Raw genomic sequence first — 23,626 nt, forward strand, 5'->3', positions numbered from 1 at the left:
AGTCTTAATTTTCAAAACAGCTTCAATGTAAGCGCAAGTCTGTTGACTTTTTCACGTATTACTTCAGTAACAACCTGCTATTTTCACCTAAGTTTTTTATTTAGGTAAACAATGTAATGGCAAAGAAACAAAAAATAGCCAGCTTAGAGTTTGCACGTATCATTGCGATGCTTGCGATTGTGGGTTTGCATTGCCAGATGGCACTGACTTACTGGCAGTGGAATGGGATACCATGGGTTGGCTATATGCTCAACCAACTGGCTCGTTTTGCTGTTCCGCTGTTCTTTCTCATCTCGGGTTATCTAATCCAGCCGAAGTTGAGTCACTCACCTATCGATACTCTTAAGAACTACGCCAAACCGTTAATGAAGGTTTGGCTCATTTGGAGCATGATCAGTTTACTGATGCCATTCCAATGGCAGACGGTCGCTGAGGCAGGGTATCTCGCCGAAAGGCAAGGTTATTGGGGGTACTTAATGTCAACCCCGATCAATTCACTCATCGAAGGCGGACTCGTTCATCTGTGGTTTATTCCGGCTCTGGTCATTGCCGTAGCGTTAATTGCCTTTCTCGTGCATATCAATATGGCGCAAATGATACTGCCAACTGCAGTATTGCTATACATATACGGGGTCTTTGCTGGCAGTTACGCGACCATTACCGACCTGCCAGCGCCTTTCTTTACTCGTAATGGGCCTTTTTTCAGCACGTTGCTAGTTGTTCTGGGTTATTTCGCACGAGAAGCGCAGTGGCGGTGGTCGCGAAACAATACGGTTCGATGCATTATTCTTGGCATGGCACTGCATTTTGGTGAAGCTTACTGGCTGATGCAACATGACATCGCTTTCAACTCGCACGACTTCCTATTCGGTACCGTTATCTGGGCTGTAGGTGTCTTTATGTGGCTTTTGGCTCACCCTCATTTTGGCGACATGCCTTGGATCTTCAAACTATCTCCTAGCGTGTTAGGGATATATGTTAGCCATCTGCTTATCATAATTGTCATGATGAATGTCGCTGGATTTATCGGGCTGCAACACCTCGCAAAAGATGTGTTTATTTATCCTGCAACGATTGTTGCAACCATACTGCTTGTGAAAGCAATCGACGCTTCACCGTTGAAAAAATGGCTCCTACGCTAAATGCATTCAGCTCTAGATATAGCTAGCTTTAACTCAAAAGGATTAGAGCTAGCCAGTTAAAAATGAGATTTCTCTCTCACTGACCAATTTTTGACTTTCTAATCCTTCAGAATTTGCTTTCACTCACAAAAAACATTGTTCATTTCCTTTAAATTGGCTCGACTATTACAACATTGCTCATTAAACGGAGGCTGTATGTGGGCAGGTCAAGGACTCGTTCCTTTTTTAGAGATTAGTCACTGGTTAACTTACGGTTTATATGCCGCTGCGGTTTTATTCGGCGCAGCAAGCATTGCGTCACTCAGAAAATAGTGGCGCACACTATCATTTCCTAACTCCTACTGTTAATTCGAGCTCTCTCACAACTAACTCATTCATTTGTGGCTAATATTTCTCCAACCAGACAAAGGAGAAATGTCTATGCCAATCTATCCAATTGTGGCTTTCTGCTGTTTGTTGTTCTCTAGCGCCACCTTTGCTGCATCAACCAATGAACTGAACCTTGTTAATTCTGGTGTCGGTTACGCGGCTCTGATTATCTTTTCGATCGCTTACATACTGGTTATGTTGGAAGAGTATCTGAAAATGAGAAAATCCAAGCCAGTGCTGCTCGCTGCAGGATTAATTTGGATTCTGATTGGCTACACCTTTGCTCAGCACAACCAGCCTGAAATCGCCAAATCCGCACTAGAACACAACTTGTTGGAATACGCCGAGTTGCTGCTGTTTTTGCTCGTGGCGATGACTTACATCAACGCAATGGAAGAACGCAAACTCTTCGATGCCTTACAGGCGTGGATGGTTGGTAAAGGTTTTGGATTCAAAAAGTTGTTCTGGCTGACGGGGTTTCTCGCTTTTGTCATTTCACCGATTGCCGATAACTTAACTACGGCCCTTTTGATGTGCGCTGTAGTGATGAAAGTCTCTGGTGATAATCCTAAGTTCGTCAATCTTGCTTGTATCAACATTGTTATCGCAGCCAACGCTGGCGGTGCATTCAGCCCATTTGGGGATATTACAACCCTGATGGTGTGGCAAGCTGGTCATGTCAGCTTTGCTGAGTTCATTCCGTTGTTTGTACCGTCATTGGTGAACTACTTGGTTCCCGCGTTTTTGATGTCACTGTTTGTTCCAAACACAAAACCGAATACGATTCACCAACACGTTGAGCTAAAACGCGGGGCAAGGCGTATTGTCGCGTTGTTCATTCTGACGATTGCCACCGCAGTCTCTTTCCACGCCTTGCTGCACTTCCCACCCGTTATGGGCATGATGATGGGCTTGGCCTACTTACAGTTTTTCGGATATTTTTTGCGTCAAACTCTTAAACACTCACTCGCAAAAAAAGCAGCTATGGCAATTGCCAATGGCGATGATCAGGCATTGAAGCGCTTAGGCTCAGTGGTTCCGTTTGATGTGTTTCATCGTGTGTCTCGAGCCGAATGGGACACCTTGTTGTTCTTCTACGGTGTTGTGATGTGTGTTGGCGGTTTAAGTTTACTTGGCTACCTCGAACTGGTTTCAAACGTCATGTACACGCAATGGAACCCAGTCTGGGCAAACGTAATGGTTGGTGTCCTATCTGCAATTGTCGATAACATTCCGGTTATGTTTGCTGTACTGACCATGGAACCAAGCATGTCGATGGGCAACTGGCTACTCGTCACATTAACCGCAGGTGTCGGGGGCAGTTTGCTTTCCATTGGCTCCGCGGCAGGCGTCGCTTTAATGGGAGCCGCGCGTGGACAATACACCTTCTTTGGCCACCTAAAGTGGGCTCCCGTCATCGCCTTGGGTTATGCCGCCAGTATTGCGGTACACTTGTGGATGAATAGCGGTTTATTTACTTAAAAACACCTAGAATTAGTCACTTAACTTGCAATGTAACCTAACGGTCGGATGGATGGTTAACGCCATCCATCACTTCAATCGCTCCCAACTCATATGGGTTGACGCCCTCTAAGCAGCCGACATTATAGCCATACTCACTCGGGTCAGAACGACGCTGATGGTGCGTATAAATACCGCACTCGCCACAGAAAAAGTGCTTCGCAGTGTGTGTATTAAATTGATACTGCTTCAAGACTTCTTCGCCTTGCACAATACGAATACCGTTCAAAGGTACAGACGCGACAATCGCGCCACGACGTCGACACATAGAACAGTCACACCGTCTCGGCTTCTCAATACCATTGGGTAACGCCAGTTCCAGCTCAACTTTTCCACAGTGACAACTCAGTCGATGTAATGTGCTGATTTGGGTGTTGCCAACTTTCTTAATCATAACTTTTCCTTGTTGTTTTTCTATCTGTGTACATTATGTTAAACAGGTTAATATCATCATAATCTCGTCCAAAAACTCGACATCCATCACTTTTCGCGACATTTTATTGGCCGATTTGTTAGTTGCTATTTTGGCGACTGTCTATCGCGTCCGTGAGACGTGTTATCTCCGGCGCGGTTTTTAAACCAAGGAAATTAATTTATGGACAAAGATCATAGCCTAAGAGAGAACCTCTTGGCTCTGACGCTCGGCAGTGCGTTGGTGTCACTTGGGGTGATATTTTTTAGCAAAGTAGGATTGCTCACTGGCGGTACGGCTGGTTTGGCGATCTTCCTAACCAAAGTGAGTGACTTCAGTTTTGGTCAGATATTTTTCGCGCTTAACCTCCCTTTTTATATTTTATCTGTGATGCGCATGGGTTGGCGCTTCACTATCAATACCTTTATTGCGGTTTCGATTGTCTCTTTTGCGGTCGATCATCTGCATCATGTGATTGAGATTTCACGAATCGAACCTTTCTATGCGGCACTTTTGGGTGGTGGGCTGATTGGAATCGGTATGTTGGTAATTTTCCGTCACAAAATGAGTTTGGGTGGCTTTAACATTCTAGCGTTGTACCTTCAGGAACGTTTTGGAGTTCGAGCGGGTAAAGTTCAAATGGCGTTAGATTGTGCCATCGTGGTGATGTCACTGTTGATTGTAGATGTGCACCTTATCGCTCTATCTGTTCTAGGTGCCATCGCTACGAACTTGATTTTGGCGATGAACCATAAACCAGGACGATACCAAGCAAAAGCGCAAGCAGCATAATCATCGCTGCATAGTCAACAACCCTAAAGCCCCCAGCCAGTCGCTCGGGGCTTTTTTCATTCAACGCGAAGATCACGTCAACGAGCTCGTTTTGCAGTGCTGCTGCATCTCTTCATCCAATTTAGCTTTATATTTCTGGCTAAGATGGAAGTGTACTTGCATCAGCAAGTCATGTGCGTGGAACAGCTCAAGCGCGTCGCTACCATGTTGCTGACAAATATCTTCACAGCGCTCAGCATGCACTTTGGCTTCTTGCGGTTTATCCGCTTTAAGCAAGCTCATCGCTAAGCGATACTCTGCGCGCTCTTCTTGCATCCAAACCCCAGCCACTTTCCAATAGTCTAGCGCGAGTGTTGCTGCTTCTAACATCTTCGATTTTTCCATGGACGTGCGCTCAGCCAGCGCTTCGTACTGACATGCTAAGTTGTTTGCAGTGATCGCTATAGCGCGCGCTAATGGCCCTTCTGCATCGTTCGGCGTCATTCCTAACGCTGCTTTCACCAACCATTGACTCGCCAGTTCAAGCTGAGCAAGTGCAGAAAGTTCATTCGAAATCAAAGCGTAAACTCGGCGTTGTTCTTGCTCTTCCAATAATTCCATATTGTCAGTGCCATCTACGAAATAGCGCGCAACGGCAATACTGCGTTGAAATGCCAAACTCTCAGCAACCTTGCGTTCATCAAAGTGCTCTAAACAAGTAAGAAACTGTTCTGGGCACTGGAGATGCCCAATAGCGGTATGCAGCATCAATGCGAATATTCGCTCGATTTGGGTAACGTCTTCCACCTCGCTCAGAGCCGTTTCTAGCTGAGCATAAACTTGTTCGGGATTTTCCTCGTGATGCTGCCAACACTCACTCATGAAGGCATCAAAATCCGTTTTGAAAGGCATGTCCTTATTGTCCTTTTTCTATTCGTATAACGAATATGAAACTCTATACTATCGTTACCCCTGTGTAGCACGCTTAATCCCAATATGAGAATCGCCTCACTTAAAGCGGTGTACCTTGCTCCAGCGCGAGCAAACGTTGCTTGCGCTCCACTCCACCTGCATACCCAGTCAGTTTTCCGCTTTTGCCAATAACGCGATGACAAGGTACCACGATAGAAATCGGATTCTTCCCGTTTGCTAACCCAACAGCACGCACAGCTTTAGGGTTACCTATCGCATTCGCGAGATCTTGATAGCTCCACGTTTCCCCATATGGAATGGTCGTTAGTGCCTGCCAAACTTGATTTTGAAAATCAGTGCCTGTCGCTGCAAGGGGCAAGTCGAATTCGTTGCGCAGACCAGCAAAGTATTCATCCAGTTGGGTGACAGCTTGGCGCAAGACCGGATGCTGCTCGTCTCGCACCCCCAGCTCACTCGGCTTAGTGGTGCATGTTTCAAACCAAATGCCAAGTAAGCCCTCAGCGTTCGATTGGATAGTCACCGTTCCTAGTGGACTCGGCATTTCGGTATAAAATGTTTTCATGATTGATTCCATAAGTGAAACGTCGCGTAGCTTCCCCAAGGGGCCGCAGTGTGCGTATTCAGTGATGGGTAACGCTGCATCGCCTTTTTCACCACTAAGTCTTTATCTAGAAAGCAATCGGGTTGAGATTGCCCTCGCAGTTGAGCATAACTGACGGTCCAAGGTCCAATGCCTTTCAAAGCTAGCCACTGTTGGGGGTCAGCTTCTGAGTTGTCCTGCATAAACTGGGCGAAGCGCACTAGCGTCTCTTTACGGCTTTGCGGCATGCGCAAAAAGCTCACGTCGGCGTTCGCAATATCACTGGGAGTCGGGAAAAAACGTTTTTCTGACTCTCCACTAAGTGTGGCCACCAATAAGTTAAGTTGACCAATCGCAGCTTTAACCGACACTTGCTGGCCTAAAATCGCTCTAACCCCTGCTTCCCATGCACTCCATACACCAGGAATACGAATACCTTTACTCGACACGAGCCCAGGCGCAACATACTCCAAATGCTGCTCAACAGTACAAATATCAGCGTCAAGATCGAACATACGACGAATGTCAGACACCAAGTTTTGCAGCTTCGTTACGTCTTCAATTTCAAACGCCAGTTCTAAGTATCCTTCACCTTTTGTCGCTTTAAACCAGGCTTTGCTGTTATCCAAAAAAACGTTGCGCTGATAACTCTCATCCCTCACCTGCTCGACCCCCTCAACCGCTCGTAAACGATAGAAGTCCAACATGTGCGACCAATTCAACTCACCTCGATAAGGTAAGGCAATTCGATTGCAACCCGCACCATCAAACTCTTTACGGCGTACTTGAGAAGGCGTTAGTTTGAGAAACTTTTGAAAAGCATCGTTAAAGCGGCGCGTACTGTTAAAACCTGACGCAAACCCCACGTCGGTGACCGACATAGAGCTGGAGTGAAGCAACTGTTTGGCGAACATTAGTTGCTGATATTGCGCATACTGCTTGGGTGACATACCTAGATACTGCTCAAACAACATACGTAAGTAACGGTCAGAAATCCCAACACGCTCAGCCAACTCAGACACCGAATGGTGATGCAACTCCCCTCTATCAATTAACGAAATCGCTCGTTGAAAGGTCGTCTCGACACCTTTCCATGCCCAAGATCCAGGCGCGCTGTCAGGTCGACAGCGTAAACACGGACGGTACCCTGCTTGAAGGGCTTGCGTCTTATCAGCGAAATACTCAACATTTTCTTCTTTAGGCAAATTTGCCGGGCAAATCGGACGACAAAAGATTCCCGTTGTTTTTACCGCCACATAAAATCGCCCATCAAAACGACTGTCTCGCGCGACTCGCGCCTTGTGACACTGCTCGAAGGTCAGTGAGGTATAGGGGTGAATAAACATAGTGCTTTCCTTGCTCATGCCTTTTGTCATTTATTGTTCATAGGCATCGTTCAATATAGTGTTATTGTAGCTTGCTTAAGCGCCCACAATTAGCCACTTTCGGAACTCAATATTGAGATTTATTGGCATTAGCGCTTTTGTACACTAAAGTTAGATCCAGAACATCACAACAACGTCGGCTAAAGGGAATTGGCATGGACTTACATACTTGCGTAATTGTATTAAGAAACCAAAAGGTTATTACCAGTAAATCCGTAGATCATTCTATTGGAATTATCGAAAGAGACTCAGATAACGAGATCTCAGAAATTCAGATTAATGCGACGGATGGACGTAATATTCGAACTTATCACTACAACAATGTAGAGGAGTCATTAGAGAGCTTAATGAACCTCTGACGGTTTTCTTTAACACACCTTTCTCCCTTGTTAAAAGCGAAAGCAATAGAGCACAGTACATGTGCTCTTTTTTTTGTTTAACAGCAAAAATGTTTATCGAAAATAATGACAGACCTTGATTTAAAACAGACAATAATCGGCAAATAAACACCCGAATATAAAAATCAAGACATTGATTTAAATAAATAAAAACCAATCATTCAATTTTTTAGAACGAGTTTATCAAAATCCTCCCGTTATTTTTATGCTCGCCTCTACCTAAACTGTTCTCAACAGCACGGGAGCACACGCTTCCCACTCATTGAAAAGAGTCAGAGGACAGAATCATGAAAGCACTATTACAGAAAATTACCACATCAAACGCAGGTTACAGCGCACTATCACTTCGCGTTCCAATCGGCATTATCTTTATGGCGCACGGCGCACAAAAACTATTTGGCTGGTTTGGTGGCTACGGCCTAGAAGGCACAGGTCAGTGGATGGCATCTATCGGTTTAGGTCCTGGCGTACTCATGGCGTTACTTGCGGGCAGCGCAGAGTTCTTTGGCGGCTTGTTCATTTTACTTGGTCTGCTAACTCGACCAGCAGCGGTTGCTTTGGCGTTCACGATGGTGGTAGCGATATTCTCTGTCCACTTTGAGAATGGCCTGTTCATGGCAAACAACGGTTACGAGTTTGGCTTGGCATTACTGGCAGCGAGCGTTTCTCTGGCGTTCTCTGGCGCAGGTAAAGCAGCGTTAGATAACTTTTTAAACAAAAAGCTCTCTTAAGGAGGCCTTATGATTACGGTAAGACATGCAGCAGACCGAGGTCGAGCAAACTTTGGCTGGCTTGATAGCAAACATACGTTTTCTTTTGGTAGCTACTACGATCCTCAACATATGGGCTTTTCTGAGCTGAGAGTCATTAATGACGATGTAGTCAAGCCTGGCGCGGGTTTTGATACACATGGCCACCGTGATATGGAGATCATCAGCTATGTGTTGGAAGGTGTTATCGCACACAAAGACAGTGAAGGTAACGTCAAAACACTACCTGCAGGTGAATTCCAACTCATGTCGGCAGGGAAAGGGATTTACCACAGTGAGTACAATGCATCGAACCAAGATACGCTGCGGTTTCTACAGATTTGGATTCAACCGAACACATTTGGAACCAAACCAGGTTATCAGCAAAAAGATTTTGGTCGCAATCCTGGGTTAACGACTATCGCAACTCCAACTGGAGAAAACGGCACGCTACTTATTAAGCAAGATGCGACTTTGCATCAGTTAATTCTTGAACCAAGTAGCGAACTAAACTTTGAGATTGAGTCGGGCCGAAATCTATTCATCCATCAAGTGACTGGGAGCCTTAGTGTCGACAATACCACTTTGACGGCTGGCGACGGCGCGAAGGTTGAACACCAGAGTAAGGTTGTTTTGCGCAATACATCAAACGAAAGCACAACAGCCCTGTTGTTTGACTTACCATAACTATCGATTCATCGAGATAAAAACAAAGCCGCCTTGATTTCTCAAGGCGGCTTTTTCGTTTTTCTGACTTTTCATTCAACGCTATTCGTCGGAAGTGCCAGAACCAATTTGCTGAAAACTGTAAGCGGTCAGTGGATCGATCTCTTTGACAATTTCTTCCACTTGCTTAATCGCGTCTACAGACGAGCTAGCTTTACGATAGCTCAAATAGATAGGGCGACACCAATCTTCTACTCCAGACACCTTGTGAAGCTGCCCATTAGCGATAAATGGCTCCACGAGAGAGATTGGTAAGTACGCGGCTCCACCCTTCTCTAAAATAAAGTCCAATGCGATACGCGCTGTTGAAGTGCGTAAATATGGAGCCGGAATCTTAGGGTGACGCTCAGAATGCTCTGAGGAGAAACGCGTCCCCCAGTCAACGTACACATATTTGTTTTCGAAAACGGTGTCTAAAGAATCTTTCTCAGTTGATACCAGAACGAGAACAACATCTGCCACTTTTTTACAGTTAAGCTCATCAGCTTTGATCTGATCGAACGCAAATGCCATATCTAACGTGCGCTCTAGCAAGCTACGACTGAGCATCTCACGTCCCATCACTTCTGCCATGAAGCCATAACCACCAAACGAATCTGTGACGACACTTAAACAATTCTGTAAATAAGCGTCCCAAATGTTTGGCGTGCCACCTAACGTTAGTTGCAGCGCTTTGCCATCTTCAAGCGATAATTCTAGCTTCGCTTGTTGCAATGTAGTGACCATTACCTCGGCATAGCTGATTAAGCGCTCACCTGCAGAGGTCAACTTTATGTTATTTCGATCACGAATAAACAATTGCGTATCGAAGTAACTTTCCAATTGTTTGATACGTGCGCTCACAGCGGCTTGGGTAATATAAAGGTTCTCAGCAGCACGTCCGAAGTGACGAACTCTTGCCAGCTCTAAAAATGTTCGAAAGACTTTTACATCCATAAACCATCTCCTGGTTAATATAAAACCAGATTAACAACTAATTAAAATCATGACGACAAAAAAGTTTTGTTTTTCTTTTGTTAGATTTAAGCCTAATTTTCGCCGTAAGTTCACTACATTCATCAATAACGGTTACAGAGGCTGTTGACATGTCTGACACTGAATTCCGTCATGGCAAAAAACGTTTTTACGATAACGTAAAATTCCCACGCGGCTTTGCAAAGTCTGGCGATTTTACTCTTTCAGAAGAGGAAATCCTAACAATTTATGGGGATACAATGCTTGGCTTAGAGTCAGGCGAATTAACACCTGAAAACAGCGAAGAGAAACACTTCATCAAGGTGTTAGAAAACCCGGGCAAAGCAAAAACAAAACTTGAGCGTACATGGCTAAAGTACACCCAACTTGCTCGTGGTCGCAAGCGCTTCCATACGCTAAATGGTCGTAACAAGCCTGACGCCACAGAAGAATACATTGAAGAGAGTTTGGTTGAAGACGATTAATAACCAATAACCTACCTAGTTCTCGCCTTTTTCTAGCAGTAGGCGAAAGCTCGTTTGACTTTACTGAGCGAGCAAGACAAGCTCATTTCTTCTCCTAAAGCCCAAGGGGGCATTCTCCCAAGGGCTTTTTTAATATTTGGGTGATGACCGTTTACTTGGCGAGCGTCGCAATCTTTTTCAGAAAGCTCTCTTTCAAATGCTCTTGGTCATATTCCAAGTGATAGGTGTTGTGGAAGCCAATTTTTAGCTCAACACCATTTCCTCTCAAGAAAACGTTGTACCCATCGTAGTCAGAAAACGCTTCTACACCTTCATACATTTTACCAAATTCGGTTGGTGTACCGTTGTTCATCACACATTCGTAAGCCTGTAGTACTTTGCTCGGATCTAACTCATTTTTCATACCGAATTCCTCACTGGTTTACACATTTCAATTATGGTTAAAGAATGAGCGCCATGCCATATCTAACCCATAATATTTGAAGTTCGTGTGCGATTTCGCACTCTGTAGGTTGTTAAAAAACAAGGTTAAGTGCGAAGGCAGAACTTAATTTAGATCATAAATTTTATCTATTGATTCGTCAGTTTCATAATGCAATTTCTTTGTAAAAAATCGTCTTATAAAAGCATTTAGATATAAAAATCGTCGACAAAACCAACATTGGTTAAAGAAAAAGCAAAATTTTGACCTAAAACAATAGCAGTTCGCCACCACTTATTTTATAATGCGAATTAATATTTCAGTACATCGTCAATTCCAATAACTAGGGGCACAAAATGAGACTTATCCCGTTAACTCGAGCAGCACAAGTAGGTAAGTGGGCAGCTGCGCATATCGCTAAGCGTATCAACGACTTTAAACCTACCGCTGAGCGTCCATTCGTTCTGGGTCTACCAACTGGTGGCACTCCTCTAGCAACCTACAAAGCCCTAATCGAGCTTTACCAAGCCGGCGAAGTCAGCTTCAAAAACGTCGTGACTTTTAACATGGATGAGTACATTGGCATCCCTGCGGATCACCCAGAATCTTACCGCTCGTTCATGTACAACAACTTCTTTAATCACATTGATATTCAAGAAGAAAATATCAACCTACTGAACGGTAACACAGACGATCACGACGCAGAATGTAAGCGTTACGAAGACAAAATTAAGTCTTACGGCAAGATCAACCTGTTCATGGGCGGCGTGGGTAACGACGGTCACATCGCGTTCAACGAGCCAGCGTCATCTCTTTCTTCTCGTACTCGCATCAAGACCCTCACTGAAGACACTCGCATTGCGAACTCTCGCTTCTTTGACGGCGATATCAACCAAGTGCCTAAATACGCGCTGACTATCGGTGTTGGTACGCTTCTAGACTCAGAAGAAGTGATGATCTTGGTCACTGGCCATAACAAAGCTCAGGCACTTGAAGCAGCCGTGGAAGGTTGTGTAAACCACCTATGGACAGTTTCTGCTCTTCAACTTCACCCTAAAGCGGTGATCGTATGCGACGAACCAGCTCAACAAGAACTGAAAGTGAAGACAGTGAAGTACTTCTCTGAGCTAGAAGCAGAAAACATCAAAGGCTTTTAACCCATAGGATGGCAGCCTATAACCCATAGGATGGCAGCCTAGAAACACACTAAAAATACAAAACCCGTGTTGAACACGGGTTTTTTCTTATCTGAACAGCGGGCTTAAGTCGTCAATAAGCTTTAATACCAAACTGACGAAGACGCTTAGGAAGCACTTCATCCAACTTGTCTAGTTCACTCGGTTCGACTTCGATAAGATTGAAATGATGCTGCTCATAAACAGTACGAATGGTCTCACGGTCGGCCTGAGCCATCTCCCCATCGTCACTTCCCCAAAATTGCAAATAGACTTTGCCACCTGGCAAGTAAAAATCGCTAGTGACATCTTGGTCAATCGGCAACTGACGCTCATAAGCGTGCACAACACCAGCCAAGTACAGCCAGTTGTCGATGAGCAACTCCCCCTTAGAGCGCACGTAATGCCCATCTAATGTTCGGTGCTTGGCTTCAAATTTTTGGCGAAAGCTTGAGTACGATTTATCCGTAGAATGTGACTCCGCGTCTTGCCCTAAAAACTCAATGACAGACTGCTTAAGACGCTTGTTACGCAGCACCACATCGTGCCATACGACAAAGGTATTTTGTGTTTCTTTATCGGTTCTTTGCTGCCCACCAGCGCGCACACCAGCTTCTGTGACACTCCACCCCTCTTCGGATTTGGTCAACCAACCCAGTTCACTCAAAAGCTGGTTCATGCGCTTCGCATTCAATTTCAGCTTTTCACCCAGTTGTGTCGCGCTCAATGTTTTCCCTGAGCTGGGAGTCAGCTCAATATGTAAGTTGGTCGGCCAGACGATGAACTGGCCAAATTTAGGGTGATCCACATACTCACCGCCAAACTTTGCCCCTTCTTCGGTCAAAATCCACTTTTCATCTTGGCGAACGATGTAGCCTGCACGTTTGAGATCGGCAAACAGCAGCTTAGCTTCTACCTTGCGCATTTTCGCTAATGCCGACGTCGATATTTTTTCAGACATGTGGGTACCTCATGCTGCTGCAAAATTGAACACTATGTCGTCATAGTAACGTATTGATTTCACGGCTTGAAGTCAGGCAAACAAGATTTCGTGTTACAAATAGCAAAGCCAGCGTATAGGTGCTGGCTTTGTTATTTCGGTAAAAAAGCGAATGTTATTTAATAAAAGCGATGCATCCTTGCAAAATCACTAAATTCACAATGTCGATGAAGAATGCACCGACAATTGGAACCACCATAAATGCTTGTGGTGATGGACCATATCGACTCACGATGGAGCCCATATTCATGACTGCAGTCGGTGTAGCACCTAACCCAAAACCGCAGTGTCCGCTAGCGATCACCGCCGCATCGTAGTTGCCTCCCATCATGCGGAATGTTACGTAGTAAGTGAACATCGCCAACACTGCCGACTGAATAGCAAGAATAATAAGGAATGGGATCGCAAGATCGAAAATATTCCACAATTTCAAACTCATCAAGGCCATGGCAAGAAATAGAGATAGTGCAACTGTGCCAAGAATATCAACGGTTTCTAAATCAACCTTGCGCGCCTTCGTCACTTCCATGATGTTAGTGATAACAACACCAATAAACAGCGCATACACAAAATCGGGAATCATTAGCCACTTGATGTCAAAACTGCTTACCCAACTCTCCAGATACTTCGCGCCTGTCACGCAAAGTAAAATGATGGACAAGCTTTCAACGACTCTTTTCGCTGTGACACGATCTTCCTCATGTTCGTTGTACGTCACCAGTTCAGGGAAACTCTGATGACTTTGATTGGTGCGTCCGTATTCCGATTCCAAGTTGTGTTTGTTTAGTAGCTTTTGTGCAACAGGGCTGCCAATAATCCCGCCCATCACCAAGCCAAATGTAGCAGAAGCCATTGCCACCTCTAGAACATTATGCAAACCATACATTTCTTGAAAAGTTTGCGACCACGCAGCTCCAGTTCCATGTCCGCCAGAAAGCGTAATGGATCCGGCGATCAACCCCATGAGTGGATCTAACCCCAACGCTGTTGCTAAGGACACGCCGACCGCATTTTGGATAAGAATGTAGACCGATGCCACAACTAGGAAGATGAAAACCTTCGCACCGCCTTTAATCAGTTGGGTGTAATTTGCCGCTAAGCCAACGGTTGCAAAAAACATCAGCATAAAGACGTTTTGCAGTGGTAAATCAAAGGAAACATCCACACCGTTTAAGTGCATCGTCGTGATTACGCAAGCGACCACTAGACCACCAACAATTGGCTCTGGAATATTAAATTTTTTTAAGGTTGGTAACTTGGTATTGATGAACTGCCCTAAAAACAACACGCAAATTGCGACGAGGAACGACTCCTGTGGGCCGATAGATATTACCTGATTCATGAGACCTCTTTACTCTACTCTTTCTCATTCATTGAGCACGCGCTCAACGTGAGATAGGTGCCTAAGCCAGTCAGATTGCCTCTCGAAACTTTTGTTTTCTAGGCCTCTTTGACCATTGATTCTCATCAAGTAAGAAATAGGCAGACCTAAAATTATGCTAATTATCATTCAGTGAGAATATTCATTTAGAACAGGCGATAAGTGTATTGATGGGAAGAGAAAAACAACACTTCTCAACTTATGAGAAGCAATTAATTTCCATATAAAACAAAACCTCAAAACAACGACCACATAGGTGGATATTTAGAGCGAATGAGACAGGCGGATACACTAGGTTTTAAATTATTACTTTCTCTCTAACGCACTAGGTGTTATACATATATATAACACCATCTCAACCAAGAGATTCACTCATGACTAATTGGCATGATCGCCAACCGATATTTCGACAGTTGGCAGACCAGATCACGCAGCAAATACTGCAAGGTGTCTGGCAAGAAGGCGATGCTCTGCCCTCCGTCCGTAGCATCTCTGCAGATATGAAAATTAACCACCTCACCGTTATGAAAGGCTATCAATTGCTTGTTGATGACGGGCTAGTGGAGAAAAAACGCGGTCAAGGTATGTTTGTCGCTTCAGGAGCAAAGCTCAAATTACTCGCAGACGAGAAGGCACGTTTTCTTCAGCAACAAATTCCGCAGATAGCCGACACAATACAGCGTCTGGATATGTCACTCGACGAATTCATTCAACAACTAAAACCACACTTGAAAGGTGACCAATGAGCGCATTAGTCAGTGTAAACAACGTCTCCAAGCAATATCAGCAACAAGGAGAAGCACTGCATGAAGTGAGTTTCGACCTACATGCAGGACAAGTACTTGGCTTACTCGGCCATAATGGCGCAGGTAAATCAACGCTTATTAATGCGCTACTCGGCGCACATGAATATCAGGGCACTATTCGTATCAACGGATTTGAACCCATTATGCAACGCGACAAGATAATGCAGAGCTTATCCTACATCTCGGATGTCAACGTTCTGCCAGATTGGATGACCGTTGCTCAACTGCTTCACTATACCGAAGGCGTGCATCCAGGGTTCAATCGCGCCCAAGCAGATACACTGCTTCGTCAAACGGACATCAAACCTCGTGCGCGCATCAAATCTTTATCCAAAGGGATGAAGGTGCAATTGCACCTCGCGATTGTGATCGCGACCAACACCCAAATCCTCATATTGGATGAACCGACACTCGGGTTAGATCTCGTGTATCGCGAGACGTTTTATCGTCACTTATTGGAATGGTTTCACGACGGCGAGCGCGTGTTGATCATCGCCAGTCATGAAGTATCAGAGATTGAGCACTTGCTGACAGATGTTCTGATTCTTAAGCATGGTCGCCCCGTTCTGCAAACCTCGATGGACAGTATCAGTGAAGACTATTTCATTCTTGAAGCCAACGACGAGCACCGCACACAAATTGAAGCGATGAACCCACTCTCGTCACAAAAAGGCCTCGGTTCAACGAAATGGTTACTCAAAGCCCAGTATGCCCAACAAGCAGAAACAATGGGTTCCATCCATGGGGTGAAGTTAGCGGATCTATTTTTAGCATTGCAGAAGGAGGCAGCGTAATGCGTTCAGTTGTCGCGATGTTGCAAAAAGAGTGGTTAGAAAACCCTCTTGTTTTACGTATTCCACTGTTTGTGTTGGCGTGTGGAGTTATTCTCTTTGTGAGCTTAATGAGTAACGACACTCTACAACACAATATGTTTTTCCAAATGAGCTTTGGTGGCGATGTCAGTGACATTCACAAAGAGCTTGGTGATGATGTCAATATGTTGATTACCGGAGGAGCAGGGCTGCTGTCTATCTTGTTAGCCGTTCAGTACTTCCCAAGAACGCTACGCAAAGAACGGGCGGAAGGCAGCATTATGTTTTGGCGCAGTATGCCTGTCAGTGACATAAAAACCCATTTAGTGAAGCTAGGATTTGGCTTATTGGTGATTCCGCTCGTCTGCTCGGTGCTCGTACTCGCTGCAAATTTAATGTTGTGGTTGCTGAACATCTCTACTGATCACCAATTGGCTTTATTGTACCGCCAAGCCTCGTTAGGTTACGTGCTGCTGCATTGGGGAGAGTTTTTAATCAGAATGTTGTTCGCCGGTATTCTGCTGTTACCGCTGGCATTAACTGCGATGGCTATTTCACAAAAAGTGAACTCACCACTGGTCATTTTGTTTATCGCCATTTATGCGCTGCGTTGGATGCCTATCGCACTTTTTGGTTTCTACGGGCTAGATCAGTTTTTCTCCGAAGTGCTTTACCTTCCGCTGCACGCCATTATTACACCAAACCCATTCAATGCCATTCCTCAAGCAGGTTGGTTAAACGTTGGCATTTACGCCTTCATTGGTATTCTTGGTTGGACAGCTAGCCTCAAGTTCAGCCGAACTATCCAATAATGCTTCGTTCAATAAACGACCAAACCAAGTCATAAAAAAACGGTCACAACCAGTGTTGTGACCGTTTTATTTCGCCTCTAGGAGCTCATCCACTTAACTTTAACCAAGGAATGAAATGTAGCCTTGCAAGATAATTAAGTTGACGATGTCGATAAAGAAAGCGCCCACAATTGGCACCACCATAAATGCTTGTGGCGACGGGCCAAATCGGTTAACGATTGAACCCATGTTCATTACGGCTGTTGGGGTTGCACCCAAGCCAAAACCGCAGTGCCCCCCTGCAATAACCGCAGCATCGTAGTTGCTTCCCATCACTTTGAACGTAACATAGTACGTAAAGATAGCTAAGACGACAGACTGCACAGCTAAAATAACCAAGAATGGAATCGCTAGATCAAAGATATTCCATAACTTCAAGCTCATCAGAGCCATCGCTAGGAATAGAGATAGCGATACCGTACCTAACATATCGACCGTTTCGGCATCTAACTTACGAATTTTGGTCACTTCCAAGAAATTCGTAATGATCACACCAATGAATAGCGCATATACGAAGTCTGGAATCATCAGCCATGAGATTTCATACGTGCTTACCCATTGCTCGACATACTTGGCCCCAGTAACACAAATCAGTAAGAAGAAGAGTTTCTCCACCACTTTTTTCGCCGTTACTTTATCTTCTTCGTATTCATTGTAAGTCACCAACTCCGGGAATTTCTCGTGAGTTTTGGCATCTCGACCACCACGACCATACTCAGACTCTATGCTGTTCTTTTCCACCAGACGCTGCGCTACAGGGCTACCAATGATACCGCCGATGATCAAACCAAAAGTCGCTGATGCCATTGCAATTTCTAAGACGTTATCCAATCCATACACGTCTTGAAAGGTTTGTGACCACGCAGCACCTGTACCATGACCACCAGACAGAGTAATCGAGCCAGCAATTAACCCCATCAAAGGATCTAAACCGAGCGCCGCCGCAAGTGAAACGCCAACGCCGTTTTGTATGATGATGTAAAACGATGCGACAGCTAAGAAGATAAAAACCTTCGCACCTCCTTTCATCAACTGAGTGTAATTTGCGGCCAAACCAACTGTCGCAAAAAACATTAACATAAACGTATTTTGTAATGGCAAGTCGAACTCTAAATCGATGCCGTTGAAATGAAGAGCAGTAATCATGCAGGCTACAATAAGACCACCTACAATCGGCTCAGGTATGTTGAATTTCTTTAAAATCGGTAGCTTAGCATTAATAAAATGCCCCAGGAAAAGCACACTAATTGCGACCAAGAAGGACTCCAGTGCACCTACAGATATTAAATGATTCATATCGCCTCTTATTATTGTTCTCTTCATTCTCCGTAATGAATGAGTGTTAGTTTAACCTTCGTTCAATAGCAAATTTTCTCGCTTTATTGTTTCGAAAATACTCAAAAAGTTGGTGTAGATGCGCCTTAGGCTAGTTTAAGGGGCGCTCCTTAAGCGATGTGTCAGTTTTTACGCTGTTAGCAAGCCCTTAAATGTGAAAGGAGCTGATACAGCTCCTTCAAATGGCCCCTCGCAATACCTGTGCGTTATCGCTTGGGGTGTTGTGAGTAAATTCTGGGTGACACTTTCTGAACCACTTCGGGCTCCCTTACTTAAACAGAATGTGTCAATTACTATCAAACAAAGTTCCTTCCCGTTGTAACCGTTAAACGCCGAGAGCGCGTTCAAAACAATTGGGTTTGCCTGTTCCTGTCGTAGCTTTTCAACTCTGGCTCATGGTGTATAAACGAGCCGAATCCAAGGAAACTCTCAGGCTGCAACAAACGTTTTCGTCACAACGGAGCAGGATTATAACATATCGCTGATAATTTTCTTCAATTCAGTGACATTCACCAACCCCATGGTTAAACCTTGCAATGATTAACTGCCTATTATCATTTTCACAGATAAAGATCGAAGCACAGTTACTCAGTAAGCTTCTTAGAAAACGATGCATAGCCAATAACTTCACCGCCGTTCTTATCCAAGAGGTCTTGATAAACGCCCTAGAGAACCAAGCCGCCGAAATATGCGATGTTATCATGATTGCTTTTCGAGACCGATGCCCCGACTTTGGCTAATGAGTACAACCCCAACTATGCATCAGACAAAAACATGTATAATTTTTTATACAAGTTATTCAATAACAAGAGTCCCACATGAACATTCATTCGCTTTGCCCTGCGCTATTACTCAGCGTCGTCTCATCAGCTACAGCAGCTGAAAGCATTCGTATTCAATATTCTCCCGTAGAGACAACTCATGAAAAAATCGCCCAACAATCGATTCAAAGCAGCGATGTAAACACCATCTTTGTTGAGCTATCTCAGGTCTACTTTCCATTTGATAAAGCTCTCACGCTGGTTTACGGCGGAGAAGATGGTCCAATGTATGATCCTGATACACACACAATATACGTTCCTTACACTTTTTATTTGGAGTCGCTCAATTACTTCTCCAATAATCAGTATGAAGAACGCTTCGGAAAATCCCCAAAAACAGGGGCGCTAGATACGTTATTGCACACTTTACTTCATGAAGCTGGGCATGCTTACATCGAAGATCAAAGCATCCCTGTTCTCGGAAAAGAAGAAGATGCGGTCGATAATTTTGCCACCATTTTAATGATTGACTTCCTAGAAGATGGCGCAGATATGGCCATTAGCGCCGCCGACATGTTCGCATTCGAATCCGACGACAGACCGGACTACTACGATTTTGGCGAGTACATTGACGAACACAGCTTTGATTTGCAGCGTTACTTTTCAACGTTATGTTTGGTGTACGGTAGTGATCCTGAGCAATACAAAGCCTTACTCGATGAAGTAGAAAAAGACTACCTGCGTGATCGCAAAGAGTTCTGCCAATTCAATTACGGCAACATTCGCGACAATTGGCTGCATTACTTGCAAAACAATGAACCAAAAGAAAATTCGCCACGTAAAAGCGATTAGAAAATCTCAAACAAGAAAACCGCAATGACAAAACTCACCATATTTTATGACGGAACCTGCCCGCTTTGTGCCAAAGAGATGAAGGCGCTAAAACAACGCGATTCCAAGCAGCACATCAAAACCGTCGATATCTATAGTGATGTATTCGCAGATTATCCGCAGATCGATCCTGAACAAGCCAACACCATTTTGCACGCCCTCAACGAAAAGGGGGAACTTCTGCTTGGGTTGGACGTGACTCATCGTGCGTGGCAATTAGTTGGTCGCGGTTGGCTCTACGCTCCACTGCGTTGGCGCCTCGTTAAACCTGTTGCTGACTGGCTTTACCTCAAATTCGCAAAGAATAGGTATCGCGTCTCATATTGGTTAACAGGGACTTCTCGTTGCAATAGTGGGTCGTGTTCACGTTAATTGTGATCCCGCTTAAAAATGCTACGACCTTCGTCTAGATTTACAAATTTCCAGTACTTCTGATTGATTAACTCGGTTAATCTCTAAACATTACAACAATAAGTATTAACACTTTTATCAGGCAAGCTTATTCAGCTTGTCACTTGTAACGCTGCGCCGAGAGAAGGACGTCTCTATGAATCTGACGATCAGAAAACGACTATATATCCTTTCAATAATTCCAATTCTAACTATGGCAATAGGCATGATGTGGTTCACCTACGTACAAACCACGGCCTACAACGAGCACGAGATTGAGCAAACTCGAAGTCGAATGATGGAGATGAAAAAAGCCGAACTCAAAAGCTACGTACAAATGGCGCGTTCCGCTGTCGAGCCGCTACTCGCACAAAATGCCCCACTGGAAGAGGCTCTGCCTATCTTGAAACAACTAGAGTTTGGTCAATCCGGCTACATCTTTGGTTATGATTCAAAAGGCGTTCGCGTCGTGGTGGGTAAAAACACCAAAGGCATCGGGGAAAACTTCTATAACTTGCAGGACAAGAAAGGCAATTACCTGATTCAGGATTTGTTAAAAAATGCCAAAACTGGCGAGTTCACGACTTATTACTTCCCGAAACTCGGTCAGAGTGAAGCACTACCGAAACTGAGCTACTCAGTCTTTATTCCTGAATGGGACTTGATGTTGGGAACGGGTTTCTACACGGACGATATCGACGCCATTGTGGCAGACATGGAAAAAGCCGCACACGAAGATCTCAACACCACACTGACGGCAATAGCCCTGTTTTGTGCCTCGATAACAGCGATAGTTGCAGTCTTTGCCGTATTTGTTAACCGCAGCATCATGAAACCTATTGAGCAGTTTGATGCTTCAATTCACTCTTTCGCACAAGGCGATGCAGATTTAACCGCGCGCATGGAAGAATCGAGCGTGCCGGAGTTCACGCAGCTGAGCCGCAACTTCAATATCTTCGTTGAAAGCCTGCAAGGCATCATCAAGAGTGTTAGCCATGTCGGACAAGAAGTGGTTTCAGAGACCAACGAGATGTCACAGCGTGCATCGCAAGTGGACGAGTTGGCTTCTGGTCAACGTGAAGAGACCGAACAAGTCGCAGCGGCAATGACCGAGATGACAGCAACGGCGCACGAGATTTCAAACAACGCTAACCAAGCAGCGCAATCAGCCAGAGACGCCGATGAAAACTCACAACAAGCAAAACACATTGTTGATTCGGCAGCGAACTCTGTCGAAGCACTCGCGCTAGAGGTGTCAGAAGCCAGCACGGTGATTTCTCGTTTAGAGAGCGACGTAAAAAACATTTCTTCTTCTCTGGAAGTGATTCAGGATATAGCCGAGCAAACTAACCTATTGGCACTGAACGCAGCCATTGAAGCAGCCCGTGCAGGCGAACAAGGTCGCGGCTTCGCAGTCGTTGCCGATGAGGTCCGTAAACTGGCAAGTCGCACTCAAGACAGCACAGGCGAAATTCACCAAATGATCGAGCAGTTGAAGTCTGGCTCGGATGCGGCAGTGAAAGCCATGGGTTCAAGCCAAGCTCGTGGTGAAGCAACTGTTGAAGAAGCACGGGCAGCCTCTGCCGCACTGCAAGAAATCCAAGCCGCGATTGCTAACATCATGGACATGAACACGCTGATCGCAACGGCAACCGAAGAACAAAGCCAAGTTGGGCAAGAGATTTCACAACGCATAGAAGTCATCTCTCAACAAAGCAGCCAATCGGCGCACCTTGCGAATCAAAACCGCGCAGGCAGTGGCAACCTTAACCACAAAGCTAACGAGCTGTACGACTTGGTCGGTCGCTTTACGGTCTAGAGCTTTCCTCAAACACTCAACATGCAAACAGCGACGCCAAAACGTCGCTGTTTTTATTTCTGCTATCATAATGCGACTTAGCTATAATGCCGCCAACTTAGCACCCACAAGGGCAAACAAGATGATTATTATGACCACCAATTTCGGTGACATCGAAATTGAATTGAACCTAGAACGAGCGCCAGTTAGCTCAAAGAACTTCAAAAAATACTGTGAAGATGGCTTCTACGACGGCACCATTTTCCACCGCGTTATCGACGGCTTTATGATCCAAGGTGGCGGTCATACCGAAGACATGGCAGAAAAGCCAACATGCGCCCCTATCGCGAACGAAGCAAACCGTGGTCTAAAAAACCTTGTTGGTACTATCGCAATGGCGCGTACCGATGCTCCGCACTCTGCAACGGCACAGTTCTTCATTAACTTGGAAGACAATGATTTCCTAGACCACACCGCAACCACCAACCTAGGCTGGGGCTACGCAGTGTTTGGTAAAGTGACCGCGGGTATGGATGTCGTAAACCGCATCGCGAAAGTGAAAACGACCTCTAAACTTGGTCACGATGATGTGCCATGCGATCCAATCATTATCGAGAAAGTGACGATCAGCGAATAAGCCCATTCGCCTCTGCAGAGAAATCGTCGCTATAAAACGAAGAAAGCGCCTAATGTCAGATGACTTAGGCGCTTTTTGTTTTTGTTGCTGAAACAAATGAGCAGCGAGTTTACAGTGTAAAGAGTGAGCAGTTCTAGCGATTACATCCCTTTGAACAAACTTTGAGATGCACGGCTCACAGCGAGCTTAGTTTCTCCAACGTGAACAAACATTCTTCCAGCAAAGTCTTTGTTTACTTTGCTAATTTTGCACACTTGCACAACGCTTGAACGGTGTACTTGCCAGAACTGTTCTGGGTTAAGCTGCCCTATCAACTCTTTCAACGAGGTGCGAATCAAATACTCCTGCACTTTGCCTTGTCCTTGTTGGGCATACACAGAAACGTATTTTTCTTCCGCTTTGAAATACAATACATCAGACGTAGCAATCAGATGAATATCTTCCCCTTGCGTCGCTTTGATCCACTGAAGATATTGCGGCGTTTGTGGCGCGGATAATTGCTGCAACTGTTCTAACAGGCTGCTCATCTGCACATTACTGCTTTGTTGCTCTCGCTTAGCAAGGCGTGCTTTCACTCTTTCACACGTCGTCAGGAGGCGCTCATCCGAGATAGGCTTAAGCAAATAATCGGCGGCATTTTGTTCAAAGGCTTTGATGGCGTAATCATCGTACGCAGTAACAAACACAATCAAAGGTGGATTGGCGAGTTGATTGAGTTTTTGCGCCAATGTCATGCCATCCAAAACTGGCATACGAATATCGAGAAACGCAATATCAGGTTGGCTTTGCTCAATGGCTTGCAACGCTTGTTCACCATCGGCGACTTTGGCTATCACCTCTAGCTCTGGCCACACTTCAGCTAGGCTTTTATCAAGATGATGCCTCAATAGCGGTTCATCATCAGCAATAATGGCAGTAAACCCTGTATTCATTCCTTTCTTCC

Annotated in this window: 25 protein-coding genes; 15 read left to right on the plus strand and 10 right to left on the minus strand. The window is 45.0% G+C overall.

The genetic code is table 11. The annotated features are described in order from the left end of the window. The first annotated feature begins 116 nt into the window (after nt 1–116). The gene (locus R7070_RS06030; protein WP_104980304.1) at nt 117–1,142 is read left to right on the plus strand and encodes an acyltransferase; all 1,026 of its coding nucleotides are present in this window, start codon (nt 117–119) and stop codon (nt 1,140–1,142) included. 420 nt (nt 1,143–1,562) lie between these two features. After that, the gene (nhaD, locus tag R7070_RS06035; RefSeq protein WP_017633821.1) at nt 1,563–2,993 is read left to right on the plus strand and encodes a sodium:proton antiporter NhaD; all 1,431 of its coding nucleotides are present in this window, start codon (nt 1,563–1,565) and stop codon (nt 2,991–2,993) included. 37 nt (nt 2,994–3,030) lie between these two features. On the opposite strand, the gene R7070_RS06040 is transcribed toward nhaD, so the two are convergent. Next, nucleotides 3,031–3,426 (minus strand): GFA family protein, encoded by a 396-nt coding sequence (locus R7070_RS06040; RefSeq protein ID WP_033907219.1) that lies wholly within the window; start codon nt 3,424–3,426, stop codon nt 3,031–3,033. 201 nt (nt 3,427–3,627) lie between these two features. Between R7070_RS06040 and R7070_RS06045 the strand changes: the two genes are divergently transcribed. After that, on the plus strand, nt 3,628–4,236 hold the full coding sequence (locus R7070_RS06045) for a YitT family protein (RefSeq protein ID WP_033907220.1): 609 nt from the start codon (nt 3,628–3,630) through the stop codon (nt 4,234–4,236). Nucleotides 4,237–4,308: 72 nt separating this feature from the next. Here the strand turns inward: R7070_RS06045 and R7070_RS06050 are convergent, their stop codons facing one another. The 3 genes from R7070_RS06050 to R7070_RS06060 form a co-directional block, all read right to left on the minus strand. Further along, on the minus strand, nt 4,309–5,127 hold the full coding sequence (locus R7070_RS06050; protein ID WP_256900182.1) for a hypothetical protein: 819 nt from the start codon (nt 5,125–5,127) through the stop codon (nt 4,309–4,311). A gap of 100 nt (nt 5,128–5,227) precedes the next feature. After that, nucleotides 5,228–5,710: a methylated-DNA--[protein]-cysteine S-methyltransferase gene (locus R7070_RS06055; protein WP_005374431.1), complete on the minus strand. Its 483-nt coding sequence runs from the start codon at nt 5,708–5,710 to the stop codon at nt 5,228–5,230. Beyond that, entirely contained in the window at nt 5,707–7,074 is a 1,368-nt protein-coding gene (locus R7070_RS06060; RefSeq protein ID WP_136976769.1) for an AlkA N-terminal domain-containing protein, read from the minus strand. Before R7070_RS06060 ends, R7070_RS06055 begins: the two co-directional genes overlap by 4 nt. 194 nt (nt 7,075–7,268) lie before the next feature. Between R7070_RS06060 and R7070_RS06065 the strand changes: the two genes are divergently transcribed. The 3 genes from R7070_RS06065 (at nt 7,269) to R7070_RS06075 (ending at nt 8,947) form a co-directional block, all read left to right on the plus strand. Continuing rightward, complete coding sequence (locus R7070_RS06065; protein WP_017633816.1) at nt 7,269–7,472, plus strand: hypothetical protein; 204 nt, start codon at nt 7,269–7,271, stop codon at nt 7,470–7,472. Nucleotides 7,473–7,798: 326 nt separating this feature from the next. Then, nucleotides 7,799–8,242 carry a DoxX family protein gene (locus R7070_RS06070; RefSeq protein ID WP_005374434.1) on the plus strand — a complete coding sequence of 148 codons (444 nt, stop codon included), beginning with the start codon at nt 7,799–7,801 and terminating at the stop codon, nt 8,240–8,242. 9 nt (nt 8,243–8,251) lie between these two features. Then, the gene (locus R7070_RS06075; RefSeq protein ID WP_017821043.1) at nt 8,252–8,947 is read left to right on the plus strand and encodes a pirin family protein; all 696 of its coding nucleotides are present in this window, start codon (nt 8,252–8,254) and stop codon (nt 8,945–8,947) included. Nucleotides 8,948–9,028: 81 nt separating this feature from the next. Here R7070_RS06075 and R7070_RS06080 read toward each other — a convergent pair whose 3' ends face one another. Next, the gene (locus tag R7070_RS06080) at nt 9,029–9,922 is read right to left on the minus strand and encodes a LysR family transcriptional regulator (protein WP_005374436.1); all 894 of its coding nucleotides are present in this window, start codon (nt 9,920–9,922) and stop codon (nt 9,029–9,031) included. A gap of 149 nt (nt 9,923–10,071) precedes the next feature. On the opposite strand from R7070_RS06080, the gene R7070_RS06085 reads away from it, so the two are divergent. Next, complete coding sequence (locus tag R7070_RS06085; RefSeq protein WP_005374439.1) at nt 10,072–10,425, plus strand: DUF413 domain-containing protein; 354 nt, start codon at nt 10,072–10,074, stop codon at nt 10,423–10,425. Between the two features lie 151 nt (nt 10,426–10,576). On the opposite strand, the gene R7070_RS06090 is transcribed toward R7070_RS06085, so the two are convergent. After that, nucleotides 10,577–10,828 carry a DUF3081 domain-containing protein gene (locus tag R7070_RS06090; RefSeq protein WP_005374440.1) on the minus strand — a complete coding sequence of 84 codons (252 nt, stop codon included), beginning with the start codon at nt 10,826–10,828 and terminating at the stop codon, nt 10,577–10,579. Nucleotides 10,829–11,202: 374 nt separating this feature from the next. Between R7070_RS06090 and nagB the strand changes: the two genes are divergently transcribed. Beyond that, nucleotides 11,203–12,003, plus strand: a complete 801-nt coding sequence (gene nagB / locus R7070_RS06095; RefSeq protein WP_005374441.1) for a glucosamine-6-phosphate deaminase — start codon at nt 11,203–11,205, stop codon at nt 12,001–12,003. A gap of 112 nt (nt 12,004–12,115) precedes the next feature. On the opposite strand, the gene R7070_RS06100 is transcribed toward nagB, so the two are convergent. Together R7070_RS06100 and gltS (R7070_RS06105) are read right to left on the minus strand one after the other, a co-directional pair. After that, nucleotides 12,116–12,982, minus strand: a complete 867-nt coding sequence (locus R7070_RS06100) for a hypothetical protein (RefSeq protein ID WP_005374442.1) — start codon at nt 12,980–12,982, stop codon at nt 12,116–12,118. Between the two features lie 154 nt (nt 12,983–13,136). Next, complete coding sequence (gltS, locus tag R7070_RS06105; RefSeq protein ID WP_025768732.1) at nt 13,137–14,363, minus strand: sodium/glutamate symporter; 1,227 nt, start codon at nt 14,361–14,363, stop codon at nt 13,137–13,139. 413 nt (nt 14,364–14,776) lie between these two features. Here gltS (R7070_RS06105) and R7070_RS06110 point away from each other — a divergent pair, with 413 nt between their 5' ends. Genes R7070_RS06110 through R7070_RS06120 form a run of 3 tightly spaced genes read left to right on the plus strand, consistent with a single transcriptional unit; the run spans nt 14,777 to nt 16,832 of the window. Continuing rightward, nucleotides 14,777–15,148 carry a GntR family transcriptional regulator gene (locus tag R7070_RS06110; RefSeq protein ID WP_005374444.1) on the plus strand — a complete coding sequence of 124 codons (372 nt, stop codon included), beginning with the start codon at nt 14,777–14,779 and terminating at the stop codon, nt 15,146–15,148. After that, a complete protein-coding gene (locus R7070_RS06115; RefSeq protein ID WP_005374445.1) occupies nt 15,145–16,002 on the plus strand; it encodes an ABC transporter ATP-binding protein in 858 nt (285 codons plus the stop codon). The genes R7070_RS06110 and R7070_RS06115 overlap by 4 nt, the downstream gene beginning before the upstream one ends. Further along, nucleotides 16,002–16,832: a hypothetical protein gene (locus R7070_RS06120; RefSeq protein ID WP_054576512.1), complete on the plus strand. Its 831-nt coding sequence runs from the start codon at nt 16,002–16,004 to the stop codon at nt 16,830–16,832. Before R7070_RS06115 ends, R7070_RS06120 begins: the two co-directional genes overlap by 1 nt. Nucleotides 16,833–16,931: 99 nt before the next feature. Here R7070_RS06120 and gltS (R7070_RS06125) read toward each other — a convergent pair whose 3' ends face one another. Further along, nucleotides 16,932–18,167 carry a sodium/glutamate symporter gene (gene gltS / locus R7070_RS06125; RefSeq protein WP_005374448.1) on the minus strand — a complete coding sequence of 412 codons (1,236 nt, stop codon included), beginning with the start codon at nt 18,165–18,167 and terminating at the stop codon, nt 16,932–16,934. 857 nt (nt 18,168–19,024) lie between these two features. Here gltS (R7070_RS06125) and R7070_RS06130 point away from each other — a divergent pair. The 4 genes from R7070_RS06130 to R7070_RS06145 all read left to right on the plus strand — a co-directional run bounded on the left by R7070_RS06130 (nt 19,025) and on the right by R7070_RS06145 (nt 22,683). Further along, entirely contained in the window at nt 19,025–19,819 is a 795-nt protein-coding gene (locus R7070_RS06130) for a DUF4344 domain-containing metallopeptidase (protein ID WP_005374451.1), read from the plus strand. A 24-nt stretch (nt 19,820–19,843) separates the two neighbouring features. Continuing rightward, nucleotides 19,844–20,230: a thiol-disulfide oxidoreductase DCC family protein gene (locus tag R7070_RS06135; RefSeq protein ID WP_169650236.1), complete on the plus strand. Its 387-nt coding sequence runs from the start codon at nt 19,844–19,846 to the stop codon at nt 20,228–20,230. 175 nt (nt 20,231–20,405) lie between these two features. Further along, complete coding sequence (locus R7070_RS06140) at nt 20,406–22,067, plus strand: methyl-accepting chemotaxis protein (protein WP_025768726.1); 1,662 nt, start codon at nt 20,406–20,408, stop codon at nt 22,065–22,067. Between the two features lie 121 nt (nt 22,068–22,188). Further along, entirely contained in the window at nt 22,189–22,683 is a 495-nt protein-coding gene (locus R7070_RS06145; RefSeq protein ID WP_238975634.1) for a peptidylprolyl isomerase, read from the plus strand. A gap of 140 nt (nt 22,684–22,823) precedes the next feature. Here the strand turns inward: R7070_RS06145 and R7070_RS06150 are convergent, their stop codons facing one another. Then, nucleotides 22,824–23,615 (minus strand): LytR/AlgR family response regulator transcription factor, encoded by a 792-nt coding sequence (locus R7070_RS06150; RefSeq protein WP_047102486.1) that lies wholly within the window; start codon nt 23,613–23,615, stop codon nt 22,824–22,826. Between the last annotated feature and the right edge of the window lie 11 nt (nt 23,616–23,626).

It is taken from the genome of Vibrio sp. 1557 (assembly GCF_033340175.1).
In the GTDB taxonomy this organism is placed as follows: Bacteria; Pseudomonadota; Gammaproteobacteria; order Enterobacterales; family Vibrionaceae; genus Vibrio; species Vibrio alginolyticus.